This is a genomic window from Bacillus sp. FSL P4-0248 (assembly GCF_038593305.1).
In the GTDB taxonomy this organism is placed as follows: Bacteria; Bacillota; Bacilli; order Bacillales; family Bacillaceae; genus Bacillus; species Bacillus safensis.
This window is the reverse complement of sequence record NZ_CP151983.1, coordinates 379,021-393,612: the sequence shown is the minus strand read 5'-3', so window position 1 is coordinate 393,612 and position 14,592 is coordinate 379,021. Positions and strand designations below refer to the sequence as shown.

At 45.9% G+C, this 14,592-nt stretch carries 2 protein-coding genes; both read right to left on the bottom strand.

The features are described from left to right. Positions 1 to 14: 14 nt before the first annotated feature. On the bottom strand, positions 15 to 3,851 hold the full coding sequence (locus NST65_RS01955; RefSeq protein WP_342489267.1) for an amino acid adenylation domain-containing protein: 3,837 nt from the start codon (positions 3,849 to 3,851) through the stop codon (positions 15 to 17). 43 nt (positions 3,852 to 3,894) lie between these two features. Next, positions 3,895 to 14,589, bottom strand: a complete 10,695-nt coding sequence (locus NST65_RS01950) for an amino acid adenylation domain-containing protein (protein WP_342489266.1) — start codon at positions 14,587 to 14,589, stop codon at positions 3,895 to 3,897. Positions 14,590 to 14,592 lie beyond the last annotated feature (3 nt).

Genomic DNA, 14,592 nt, shown 5'->3' with positions numbered 1-14,592 from the left:
GCCTGAACTAAAGTTTACAAAACGGCTTCTCTATTTTTTTGATTAATTATCTTTTGGATCAGCTGGGCATTTTGAGCTGCACATTCTTTGTTTTTGAACATGTCAGCGTGCTCACCGTAGCCTTGATAATAGCGATAAGCACCGGTCGTCGCTTCTTCCCAATGATCCATCCAATCTGGAATCTCAATTTGCTCTTCTGATTGGATGAAATCAATATCTGCTTGTATCTTTCCTTGATTCACCCCCTTAACAAATGTTTCATAATAGGCCCTCGTTTTTTGAGCAAGCGCTTCTTGAACAAGCTCTTCTTGGGCAAGTTCACTTTGCTTTGATTGATGGACAATCGCTGCGATATCGTCATCGATGGATCGTCCTTCTAAATCACTTTCTCCAATTTTCTTATAGGAATCGATCATAATGACCTTTTCCACCGTCCGTCCTGCTTGTTCAAGCGATTGAACGAGCTCAAAGGCCAGATAGCAGCCGCCAGAGTAGCCCATCAAAGTCAGCGGTCCTTCAGGCTGAAGGTGCTGAATATGCTGAACGTATTGCGTCATGCGGTGATCAGCTTCAATAAAGTCAAAGGCGATCAAACGAACGCTATCAAGCGTTTTGGCGGCTTCCTGATAGATAAAGCCGTAGCCAGGTAATGGCGGAAGAGCAAAGACTGTTGAAGTTTGAGATTCATTGAATACAAGATAGCCGGCAGCTTCATGATCCTGCTGTTGAATATAACGGCTGATGGCTTCAATTGTCGGCGTCTCAAACAGCAAGTGAATAGGCACCTGAACATCGAATTCCTTCGACACCTTTGATAAAAGCGACATCGCTTTTAAAGAATGTCCGCCAATCTCAAAGAAATGGTCATCTGTACTGATATCATCTCGTTCAAGCACTTCACGCCACATGACAAGCAGCTTTTGTTCTACCTCATTGGCCGGAAGCTTCACATGGCGGTTTCCTTGAGGCGCCTCTGGCTTTGGCAGCTGACGTTTATCAACTTTTCCATTTGGTGTCAGCGGCATTTTCTCAAGTCTGATCAGCTCATGAGGCTGCATGTATGCCGGAAGTTTCTCCTTCAGCCCTGACTTGATCACATCCACTTTGTCCTTCCACTCATCCTCACACGTCATATAGGCGAGCAGTCTTGTATGCTGCGACGAGCCATGCTGATCCGTTATAAGGGCAGCTTGCTTTACGCCTGGATGCATGAGAAGGTGGGCTTCAATTTCTGTCAGCTCAATTCGGTGTCCGCGAATTTTCACCTGATCGTCCACTCTGCCTGCATACTCAATCAGACCGTCTGCTCGAAAATAAGCCAAATCACCCGTACGATACAGCCTTTCTCCCGCAGCAAATGGATGTGTGATAAAGGCTTCTTTTGTCAGATCAGGACGGTTCAAATATCCCTTCGCAAGTCCTTTGCCGCTGAGACAAAGTTCTCCGACCATTCCAATCGGCTGAAGCTGTCCTTGCTGGCTCAATATATAAGCACCCGTTTGGTTAATCGGCTTTCCGATTGGAATAGAATAAGCTTCGATCGGCGGAGCTTCATCTACAGGATAATAGGTGGCGAAAACCGTTGATTCAGTTGGGCCGTAGACATTGATTAGTCTGCCTTTCCCCATGACATCAAAGGCTTTTCTCACATGCTGTACAGATGCACGTTCCCCTCCGAACAGCACCTTGCGCACACTGCGCATCCAATCAGTTTCTTCATCAATAAGAAGATTAAATAAAGCAGTTGGAACAAACATGACAGAAATGCTTTCTCTTTTAATCAGCTCCGTCAGTTCGTGCATATCTAAAATGGTGTCTTTTTTCGGCAGGACAAGCTTTGCTCCGTTTAAAAGCGCACCATATACATCAAAGGTAAAGCCATCAAATACGCTGTTGGATAGCGACAGCAGTGTATCTGTTTCTGAAATGGTTAAGTAGTTCGTATTTTTGACCACCCGGGCAATATTGGAATGGGTTGTCATGATGCCTTTTGGCTGACCTGTTGTGCCTGATGTATACATGATATATGCCGTATCGTGTAAACCTGCTTCCAGCGGCAGATTCTCTGAGCTCATTAGTGAAATCTCCTGATCATCTGCAAACAGATACGTGCCATCAAACGCGAGTCCCTTCGCCTGACCAATAAAGGATGAGTGAGTCAGAAGATGTGTTGCTCCGCTGTCTTTAAGCATGTATTGAATGCGGCTTTCTGGATAATCAGGATCAATTGGCACATAGGCTGCGCCTGCTTTTAAAACAGCAAGCAGACTGACAATGAGTTCAGGCGTTCGATCGGCTAAAATGGCGATGACCGTTTGATGTTCGGCTCCATTTTTTTGCAAATGCCTTGCCAATCGATTGGCCTGTTCATTCAGCTCAGCATATGTCATTGTCTGCTCTTCTGCTGATAGTGCCACTGCATTTGGCTGTTTGCGGACATTATGCTCAAACCATTTCGATAAATACAGCTGGTCATGCTCAAGCTCAGGTGCATTCCATTCCTCAAGAATCAGCTGTTTTTCCTGTTTTGTGACGAATGGGAGTGTATGAACCGATTGATCGGGATGCTTAACCGCCTCATTGATCAATAGGCTGAGCTGTTCCTTTAACTTATGAACAAATTGAGGATCAAACGCTCTTTGGTTAAAGGCAAGCTTCAATAGTAATTCTTCTCCAGGCGATGCGAGCAGATTGAGATCATAGTTTGATTTTTCATAGACATTCATATCCTCCACCGTGAACCCTAACCGTGCCTCTTGCTCGTCCTTCTTTGCAGCTGGGACATTTTCAAACACGACAATATGATCAATGAGCTGCTGCTGGCCTGTCTTTGCTTGAATATCATAAATCGGAATATATTGGTGCGGCTCGGCTGCAAGAGACTGCTGCTGTGTTTCTGACAGGAGCGCACGAAATGTCATGTGATCTGTCAGCTGAATTCTTCTTGGGATGACATTGATGAACAATCCAACCATCCTGTCAACACCAGCCAAATCTGCCGGACGTCCTGACACAACTGTTCCAAACAGCACATCATTTGACCGCTGATACCTGCTCAGCAGAACCGACCAGACTGATTGAAGCGCACTGCTTAACGTCGCATTTTGCTGCAGCGCTAACTCTGATAAAGCGGCCGTTTCTTCTTTGCTCATGGACCACTCAATTTCGCCTAATTCATGTTCATTCGTCTGTTTCCGCTGCTCTTTAAAGGTCGATTGTCCATCAAACCCTGCTAATGATTGCTGCCAATATTGAAGTGATGCTTGCTTATCTTGTTTTTCCAGCCACTTTATATATTCTTTATATGGTTTGACCGGCGCTAACTTGTAAGGGACGTCATGTAAAAGTGCATGATAAATCGCAAATAACTCCTGCACCACAAGTCCAAAGCACCAGCCATCCAGAAGGATATGATGATAGCTCCATATCCAGCGATAGCTGGCAGGGCCCGTTTGGAAAACAGATGCCCGCATGAGAGAATCCTTCGAGAGGTCAAATCCTCTCAGCTGATCCTGTTGTTTGAATTTCTCTATACGTTCAAGCTGTTCGTCTTCAGAAAGATCTTGCAAGTCCACAACATCAAGTGTAAAAGGACGTTCTTTTAGTACAACTTGGACAGGGCGCTTTACTTTTTCGTGGAGAAACACGGTACGAAAAATATCGTACCGCTCCACGATGATATTCATGCTTTTCTCAAGTAAGTCATAACGCAGTGTGCCCTTAACGTTCATATCCATTTGCTCTACATAAAAGCCCTTTTCTTGATGATGGAGGGTATGAAACAGCATTCCTTCTTGCATCGGTGACAGATAATACATGTCTTGAACTTGATCCCTTTTAAATTGACTCATCTATTTCATCCTCCCTTCCTTTTTTATGATTCATCTCGTGTTGTTAAGTCAATTTCTCCTCAAGCATGTCAAAAATGTCGTCCATTTCATCCATTTCAAGGTCAGCCGCAGAGAAGTCACTTGGCGTAAATTCCCGTTCTTGCTGCGCTAAGCAATGAGTGATGATGGATTGAATTTTCCCCTTCAACAATGCCATGAACTGCTGTATCGTCTGTTCTTCATATTCACGTGCACAATAGGAACAAGATAAAATGAATCGATTTTGTTGAACAAGACCACTAAGGTTCAGCTTATAAACAGCTTCCGAATCAGGGCTTGCTTGTCGTCCCATATCATAAGTCGACGGCCCAAAGAGTTCTGTCGTCACTTCCTGATCAATCTGTCCAAGATAGTTCAAGCTGATTTCAGGATGTACGTGCTGCCCTGACGGTTCAGCGGCTGTCATGTATTTTAAGATCCCATAGCCGATTCCTTTATTTGGCACACGCCGCAGCATTTCTTTCGTTCCTTTAATAGCATCAGCTATGGTCTGATCCGGCTTCGCTTCAAGAACAACTGGATACATACTCGTAAACCAGCCAATTGTGCGAGAGACATCCAGCCCTGATAAAATATCCTCTCTACCATGACCTTCAAGCTGCACATGTACATGGGACTCACCTGTCCACTCTTGAACAGCAAGACCGAGAGCACATAAAAGAATATCGTTCATTTCCGTTGTGTACGGCAGATGAATATCGGTCAAAAGACGCTCAGTTTCTGTTTCTGTCAGCTGCATTTGAACTGATTTGGTTTCGGCAACTTTTCTTTTTGTCACTTTATGATCAACAGGTAATGCGGTTAATGGTTTGCTTTCAATTTCTGCCCAATACTCCTGCTGACTTTTTAAAGGCTGTGACTGTGCATAACGTTCAATGGCCTCTGCCCATTCTTTAAAGGAATGAGTTTTCAGCGGCAGGACAAGCTTTTGTCCCTGAACTGCCTGCTGATATAGAGACATAAAGTCCTCTAGTAAAATCCGGCATGAGACACCGTCAATGACTAAATGGTGTGTCACGATGAGTAAATGATCGCCATCTTCTGCATGGAAACAAATCACTTTCATTAACGGACCTGTTTCGAGGTTCAGCTGACGCTGATACTCATTGGAATATGTGGAAATAGCCTTTTTCACGTCGTGCTCTTTTGAGACATCATGAGAAATAATCGCCAGCGGTTCCATGAGCTCCCGCTGGTTGTATTGCAGGATGCCGCCATGTTCCTGCTTGTATACCATACGCAGTGCATCATGATGTGAAAGCAGTTTTTTCATGACTTGTTCTGTAATGGAAAGGTCAAATCCATTTGGTGCATGAAGCATCATCGAGAGATTCCAATGGTGCTGATCGCTGAATGCTCGTTGAAAGAACCAGCGTTGAATCGGTGTTAAAATGGCTTCTCCTTCGACAGGTGATTGGTCAGCTGTCATTTGATCAGCTTCCTCGATATATGGGCGCAGCTCCGCAATCGTTGGGTACTGGAATAGAAGTTTCATATCGAGTTTCCAGCCCGCTTGCGTGAGTCTGCTTGCCATTTGGATGCCTTTAATGGAATCTCCGCCAAGGAAGAAGAAGTGATCGTGAATGCCGACTTGGCTGACGCCAAGGACATCTTCCCAAATGCCGCAAAGCAGTGTTTCCACTTCGTCTCTTGGTGCTTCGTATACCGTTTGATTCGCTTCGATATCAGGTGCTGGCAATGCTTTGAGATCGACTTTTCCATTGGCCGTCATTGGAAATCGGTCTAGCTTTATGATCCATGCTGGCACCATGTATTCAGGCAGTGTGCGTTTCAGGCTTTCTTTTAAGTCCTCTGTATCGTTCTCCGTGATCACGTAAGCGGTAAGGGCGTCCTGATCACCCGCATCTTTGACCGTTGTCACGACCGCTTCTTTCACCGAATCCAGCGTCAAAAGCTGCGCTTCAATTTCTGACAGCTCAATACGGAAACCGCGGATATTGACCTGATGGTCTATTCTGCCGAGATAGATCAGCTCGCCATCCTCTGTCCATTTCACTAGATCGCCTGTGCGGTACATGCGCTCGCCTGGATAAAATGGATCTGGGACAAATCGTTTGTCGGTTTCTTCCGGAAGATTCCAGTAGCCTCTTGCCAGTCCTTTTCCTGCAATGACGAGCTCACCGGGTACGCCTGGCGGCGACAGGTCGTATAAAGAACCCATGATGTAAAAACGTGTATTGGCAATCGCTGTTCCAATCGGAATCGTGCCTTGTTCTGGATCGATGACTCCGCTTGTCGCTACGACTGTATTTTCAGTCGGACCGTAGTTATTCACGAGTTTGTATGGAACAGGCTTTACCTGTTTCAGCTTATCTCCGCCTGTTAGTAAATAACGCAGAGAATGGTTGTCCATTGACATAAACTGCTCGCATAGCTGGGTCGGCAGGAAGGCAATGGTGATGCCTTTTTCATTGAAATAAGCATTGAGCTTGATCATATCGAGGCGAATCGCTTCGTCGATAATGTGCAGCTCTGCGCCGGCGATCCACGTCGGGAACATCTCCCAAATGGAAGCGTCAAAGCCAAAGCCGGCATATTTCGCAGTTCGATCGTCTTTCGTCACTTGGAACGCATCATTGTGCCAAAATGCAAGATTCATAAGGGACTGGTGCTCGACCATGACACCCTTCGGCTGTCCTGTCGTCCCGGACGTGTAAATCATATAAGCGAGATCTGTTGGCCTCACATGAACCTGAATCTCGTGAGCTTCTCCTTCTACCGCATCTTCTATGAACAACACATGACCTGTAAATGAAGGTGGTGCAGTGAGTCCTTTTTGCATTAGAAGTACCTCTGCCCCGCAGTCTTCCAGCATGTAGGCAATACGCTGCGCTGGATAGTCTGCATCAATTGGAACGAATGCCACACCTGCCTTGAGAACGCCAAGAACAGCTGCCGTCATATCAAGGGACGGACGGGTGAGAATGCCGACGCGGTCGCCTGGTTTTGTGCCGTTTGCGATGAGTCTTGAAGCGACTACATTCGCCCGGCTGTTCAGCTCTTTATACGTCCAGCTCGTTCCGCAGAAGACCGCTGCTTTTTGGTGCGGCGCTTCTTGTGCCTTAGCCTCAATCAGGGCATGAACGGTTTGATCTAACGGAACGTTGAGGTCTGGTCCTGACCATTCATTGATCAGCTCTCGTTTTTCTTCTTCAGTTATGAGAGATAGCGCTGAAATTGGCTGATTCAGCTTAGCCAGCATATCGTCTATGATTTTTTCAATATACATGCTCCAGCGCTGAATGGTGCTCTTTTTAAACAGGGCCGCCGCATACTCAAAGCGCAAGCCCACTTGGTCATTTTCTTCAAATACACCGAGCGTTATATCAAATTTTGCATGAACGGTATCTTGCTGCTTTTGCGACAGCTTGAGTCCATTCAAATTCGGTAACGTCAGGTCACGGTCATCTGTTGTCAGCATGACACTAAACAATGGATTGCGGCTCGTGTCTTTCGGAAGATCTAACTGAGCCACCAATTCCTCAAACGGGAATTCTTGATGTTCATAGGCTGACAGGCTGCGATCTTTCATTTTTTCAAGCAGCTGCGCTGTCGTTTCTTCTGGCTGCACTTCGTTTCGAAGAGCCAGTGTATTGACAAACATGCCTGGAACCCGTTCGATCGAAGCATGCGTACGTCCTGCGGTCACAGCGCCTATGACGATATCTGTCTGCCCAGTTAACTTGGAAAGGAAAATGGCAAATGCCGTTTGCATCACCATGTTCAAGCTCACACCTTTTTCCACCATGAGCGTTTTGATGGACTGCACCTTTTCAGCAGACAACCATCTATCGACTCGCCCTCCTTCAAATGACTGAACTTGAGGACGCGGAAAATCAAGGGGCAGTGCTAAGTCTTCCGGCGGCTGTGCATATTGCTCCAGCCAATACTGCCGCTGTTTCTCAAGCAGCGCCTGCTGCTTTTCTTCCTGCTGCCATACCGCAAAATCCTTGTAATGCAGCTGAACTGGCGGTAACGTCTTTTTCTCATACAGCTCTGCGAGTTCTTGAATTAGCAGGCTGCGTGTGACACCATCTGCAATGATATGGTGCATATCCATCATGAATACATATTTCTCATCAGAAAGCTTCGCCACTTTTGCCCTCATTAATGGTGCTTGATGTAATGAGAATGGTGTAATGAATGACTCGACGACAGACTGCTCCTGATCGCCCTCTATTTCATCAACCTCTAATGTAAACGGTACTTGGCGATAGACTTTTTGAACGGGTACGCCGTCAATTTCTACAAAGGCTGTCCGAAGTGATTCATGTCTGTCGATCAAGGCTTGAAGCGCTGCTTCCAGCTGCTTTACATCAAGACTGCCTTCCATCATTAAAACGGCTGGCATATGATAAGTGACTGCTTCTGGATGCAGCTGCTGCAGGACATACATCCGTTTTTGAGCAGAAGAAACGGGATAGAAATCTTGCTTTTCCGCCGGCTGAATGGATGTCACCACCGAAGAATCCGTTTCTTCCAAGTAGGCTGCCATTGCCCGTATGGTCGGTTTTTCAAAAAGGACTTTGAGCGGCACATGCTTGTTCAGCTTTGCTTGCACCTTCGAAATGAGCACCATGCCCTTGAGGGAATGACCTCCCAATTCAAAGAAGTGGTCAAGAACACCTATTTGTTCAACCCCAAGAACTTCTGACCAAATGTCACACAGCGCCCGCTCAAGTTCCGTTTCTGGTGCCACATGCGCCGTACGGTTCATATGCACCTCATGCGGAAGCGGCAGAGACTTCGCATCCACCTTTCCGTTTTGGGTAAGTGGAATGTAATCGACTTTCACAAAGTATGTTGGAATCATATAATCCGGCAGTGTCTCCGCAAGATTTTCTCTAAACGTCAGTGTTCCAATGTGTTCAGTCGCTGTGTAATAGAGTGCAAGCTCCGGCAACCCGGACAGGTGCAGGACTTTTACATAGACTTCTTGAATAGATGCCAGTGCACGTGCGGCATGCTCAATTTCCTGTTTCTCAATGCGATAGCCGCGGATTTTCACTTGATCGTCGACTCGTCCAAGAAACTCAATATCTCCATTTGCATGCTGTCTGACCAAATCCCCTGTGCGATACATTCTCTCTTGAGGATCATATGGATTTTCAAGAAAACGTTCTGCTGTTAATTCAGGCTGATTCAAATATCCTCTCGACACGCCTTCTCCAGATATATAAAGCTCTCCCGGCGCGCCATAAGGGACAAGCCGCTGCTGCTGATTGCATACGAGCGCTCTTGTGTGAGCAATTGGCTGTCCGATCAAAGATCGTTCCTTCAAAGCGTCCAGCTCTTGCGGTGTGATCAGCTTGGTCACTGTACCAATGGTTGTCTCAGTCGGACCGTAATGGTTCATGACTGCTACGCATGGATGCTGCATCATAAATGTTTCAACATCCTCAGGGATCACCGGTTCTCCTCCAAGTACCACCAGGCGTAAAGCATTAAATGAATGTTCCTTAGAATCTGCCATCATATGAAACAGGGATGGTGTCATTTTGATATAAGTCAGCTCTTGTTCATCAATCAACCGCATCAGACGTACAGGGTCTGTATACACGTCTTCACGAGGAACATAGAGTGTCCCCCCTGCTTTTAAAACAGGGAAAATGCTTGTGTAACCAAGATCATATGCATAAGAAGAAAGCAGTGCCGTCCGATCACATTCCTGCAATGTCACCTCATTTATCAGCCAGCTGACATAGTGTGATAGATTACGATGCGTGAGCTGTACACCCTTCGGCTTCCCCGTTGTCCCAGATGTGTAAATGACATAAGCGAGCTGATCAACCGACACTTCCGGCAATTCTAGTGGATGGCTTTGATGCACTGCTTGTTCAACCTGCACCACTTGAATCGACTTATGATTTTGATAGGAATCTGATAGAGACTCATTTGTCACGATGACTTGTGCACCTGAATCCTCTAATGTGTAGCGGATTCGTTCAGCCGGAAAGGCTGGATCAATCGGAACAAACGCTCCTCCTGCTTTCATCACACCGAGCATAGAGACGATGACATAGACAGAGCGGTCAAGAATCAGTGCCACAGTCTGTTCTTTCTCTACGCCTCGTTTTTTAAGTTCACAGCTAAGTGCATATGACATATCCTCAAGCTCGCGGTAGGTGAGTTTTCTTTGATCATCCATGACGGCGATAGCATCCGGTGTTTCCTTCGCCTGACGCGAAAATTGGACATGGAATGGCTCATGACGATTCGTCTGCCCTTCGGTTTTTTTCTCCAGACGCTCTATTTGTTCATGCTGATCTAGTATATGGAGCAAGCCGATCTGTTCCTCTGGATGACGAACCGCCTCACGAATAATCGCCAGGAAGTGAGTTCCGAACCGGCGGACGGTCTCTTCTTTAAATAACGCCGCTGCATAGTCAAAGCTCAGCTTTAATGCTCCCTCGCGTTCAAATGCTTCTAAAGATAGATCAAATTTGACCGAGTGATGCTGAATGGCATAAGGCGAAATGTGCAGATCGCCGAGCTTTAGCGCCGGTACCTCCATGTTCTGCATGTTAAATGACACGCTAAAAAGCGGGCTCCGAGTTGTATCACGGTCTAATGGAAGATATGCAATTAACTCTTCGAGCGGATAGCTTTGATGTGCAAAAGCGTCAACACTTGTTTCTTTTATTTCTTCAAGCAGCTGTAAAAATGTTTTGGTTTGTTCTGGTTTTCCGCGCATCGCAATGGTGTTGATAAACATCCCCGGCATGTCCTGGATATCAGGGTGTGTCCGTCCAGCAACAGGCGAACCCACAATGATATCTTCCTGCCCGCTATAGGAGGCAAGAAGCACTTGAAAGGCAGATAACAAGAACATATACATGGTCGTATCGGTTTTCTGAAGCAGTTCATGAATGCGCTGAGTCGTTGCTTGATCACAGCCAAACATGAATCGTTCTCCAGTAAAATCACGTTCTGCTGGACGAGGATAATCAGTTGGCAGCTCTAAAACCGGTAAATCTCCTTCAAATTGCTTCAGCCAATACGCTTCATGCTCCTTCTGTTTCTCCGTTTCTTCTTCACTTAGCTGCCAGACAGCGTAATCTTTATAATGAAGGGCTCGTTCAGCAAGAGCTTCCCCATCGTAGGCCTTCGCCAAATCTTGAATGAATGTCTTCATGGAGCTGCCATCTGTAATGAGATGATGTGCTTCTAAGGCGAGAAGATGACGATTCTCACTGACTTTCAGCAGCTGAGCTCGCAAAAGGGGTGCTGCTGTTAAATCAAATGGCGATTGACGTTCTGTAAGAAATGCCTCCGCCTCTTCTTCCTTGATGTCATGAACAGGAAGGTCAAATTCAGTCCATTCATGCACCCTTTGGACAATGTCTTCCCCGTTCATATGAAAGCTCGTTCTTAAAATTTCATGTGTTTGGATTAACTGATTAAATGCTGATTTGAGCCGCTGATATTCGAGTGTTCCTTCAAGCGTTAAGACGATCGGAATATGATAATTCGTGCTGTCAGGTTCAAGTGTCTGCAAAATATATAAACGGCGCTGGGCTGGTGATACCGGATATTCGTCCGCCTGCTCTGCTGGCAAAATAGGATGTCCGGCTTCTTCTTGACCATCCTGATCGATGTAAGCCGCTAATGAGCGAATCGTCGGCTTCTCGAAAATCACTTGAATCGGCACTTCCTTTTGAAGCACTTCTTGAACCTTCGCAGACATCATCATCGCCTTGAGTGAGTGCCCGCCAGCCATAAAGAAATGCTCGTCTATCCCAATCGTTTTCCCAAGAAGCTCCTCCCAAATGTCAGCGAGTGCCTTTTCTGTCTCGGTCTCAGGCAGAATGATTTTGATTTCCTCGCGATGCACTTCGTCAGGCTTTGGTAAAGCTTTTCGATCTACCTTCCCGTTCGATGTCAGTGCAAAGGTATCCAGCTTCATCACATGGTGCGGCACCATATAAGCTGGCAGTTTTTGATTGAATACATCTCTTACCTCTTCTTCTGTCAGTGTCCCTGTGAAGTAAGCGATGATTTCCTTTTCATCTGAAGAAAGCTGCTGAACAAGTACAACTGCTTCATCTATGCCCACTTCTTGGTGAAGCACTGATTCAATTTCACCAAGCTCAATACGGAAACCACGAATTTTCACCTGATCATCGGCACGGCCGAGGAATTCAATCTGACCATCTGCACCATATCTAGCCAAGTCCCCCGTTCGATACATCCGTCCTGACGGCTTAAAAGGATCTGCCATGAATACTTGATCAGTCAAATCTGGACGTTTGATGTACCCTCTTGAAACACCATCTCCGCCCACATACAGCTCTCCTGGGGCTCCAATTGGCTGAAGTCTTTGATAGTCATCTAAAATATAAGCTGACGTATGATTGATCGGCTGACCAATTGGGATCGGGCCCATTTCATCTCCTCTTACTTCGTAAATGGTCGAAATGGTTGTATTTTCAGTTGGGCCATAGACATTCAGCAAGGTAATTGATGGATGATGCTTTTTCACAAGCTCCGCACTTTTCACATTGATCACATCACCGCCGGTGAATAATGTTTTTAACCCTTTGAACATTTGCGGCCGCTGCTGAGCGAGCTGATTAAATAAACCAGTCGTTAAAAAGAGCGCTGTGATCTGATGTGTTTGGATAAATTGTTCAAATCGGTGAATATCCAATAAAGTATCACGGTCAACAGGATAAAGCGTCGCCCCATTCAGAAGCGTAGTGAAGATTTCAAGGGTAATCGCATCAAAGCTGACAGCTCCTGTATGCGCCATACGATCCGACGTTTTCAACCCTATTTTTTCCTGAGAGCATGCTAACCTCACAATATGCTGATGCTCAATTTGAACTCCTTTTGGCCGTCCAGTTGATCCCGAAGTGAACATGATATATGCCAATTGAGATGGAGACGTCTCGACTGATAACTCCGCTTGTGAGTGATGAGACATGCCGGTCACATGAACAGCTTTGATGCTTTCATCAACTGGCGGCTGGCTGTCAGCATAGAGCAAAACGGATACGCCGCTGTCTTCAAGCATCCAACGGATTCTCTCCTCAGGCTGAGCTGGATCAATCGGTACATAAGCAGCCCCTGCATGTAAAATGGCTAAAATAGAGATCACCGCATCTGCTGATCGGTTCATATATACCGCGACAGCATCCCCCCGCTGAACGCCGTTTTCTACAAGGCTGCTCGCTAAACGACGGATTTCCTGTCCAAGCTCTTCGTATGTGAATGTTCGCTCGCCTTCGACTAATGCCGGATGGTCAGGCTGCGCCTTGATACGTTCATCGAGCAGCTCAGGAATGGACAGATGCTTCGGATAATCTCGCTCCGTCTGGTTCCATGCTTCAATCTGCTGCTTTTCTTCTTCTGTAATACATGTCACTTCATGAAGACGTACGTCAGGATTGTGAATGATTTGCTTCATGAGGTTGGTCAGATGTTTGGATATGTTTTCAATGATCTTTTCTTCAAAAGCCATCGCATTGTATTTGAATTTCAATGTCCACGTTTCACCAGGATAGACAAGGACGTTGAGATCGAAATTCGTTTGTTCAAATCCGTCCTTTACATCAATGGCAAAACCGAGACGTGCAGACATGGTGTCACCGGACAGCTCCTGATCTAAAGGATAGTTTTCAAACCCAACCAAATGATCAAAGAGTTTTCCTCCAGCAGCCGTTTTCTGCTGAATGTCATAAAGCGGCATAAAGTCATAGTTTTCCGCTTCCAGTGCATGCTGTTGAACCGTTTGAAACAGCTGTTTGAAAGTCTGCTCCTGATCCAATGTCACCCGAACAGGTATCGTATTGATAAACAGCCCTGCCATGCGCTCAATCCCAGACACACTTGGAGGTCTGCCTGATACGACTGTTCCGAATGTGACATCATCTGCTGCATGATAGGTGCCTAAAAGAACGGACCAGACAGCCTGAAAAAGGTTCGGTGCTGTCACTTGGCATTGTCTTGCCGCATCTTGAATGGCTTGTACGGTTTGAGCGTCCCATGTAAACGTCCATTCCTGATGGTCATATTGTCCGTTCGCTTCTTTTTGCTGCAGCAGCCCTTGGTGCTGAACAGCACCATCCAGCCGCTCCGTCCAATAGTCTTCCGCTTCTTGTTTGTTTTGCTTTCCAAGCCACTGGATATAGTCCGCATAAGGCTTACCTTGTGAGCGATCCGGCGTTCGGCCGTTCCGATAAGATTCATAGTAATGAAACAGTTTTTTCATCAAAACACCCATGGACCAACCATCCATAATAATGTGATGGTTGCTCCAAATCAGGTGCCAGTTTGTTTCATTTAATTGAAAAACAGCGACTTTCAACAACAGATCATTCGTTAAGTGAAATCCTTGCTTTCTCACTTGCTTTTTATATTGATCCAATACCTTTTTCTGCTCTTGATGATTCAGATGAGATAGATCTTCTCTATACACATCTATATGACGTTCAGCCAGTACAACCTGACGAGGCTTTTGTAATTGCTGATAGACAAAGGCTGTACGCAGAATGTCATATGTCCGTACGAGTTCATTGAGACTCTTTTCAAAAAGATCGAGATCAAAATCTCCGCTTATTCCAAGCTCAAGCTGTGTGAAATAAGAGGAGGAATTAGGGTCTAGCATGGCATGATACAGCATGCCCTCTTGCATTGGTGTTAAAGGATATACCTTTTGAATTTTCTGCTTGCTCATAAG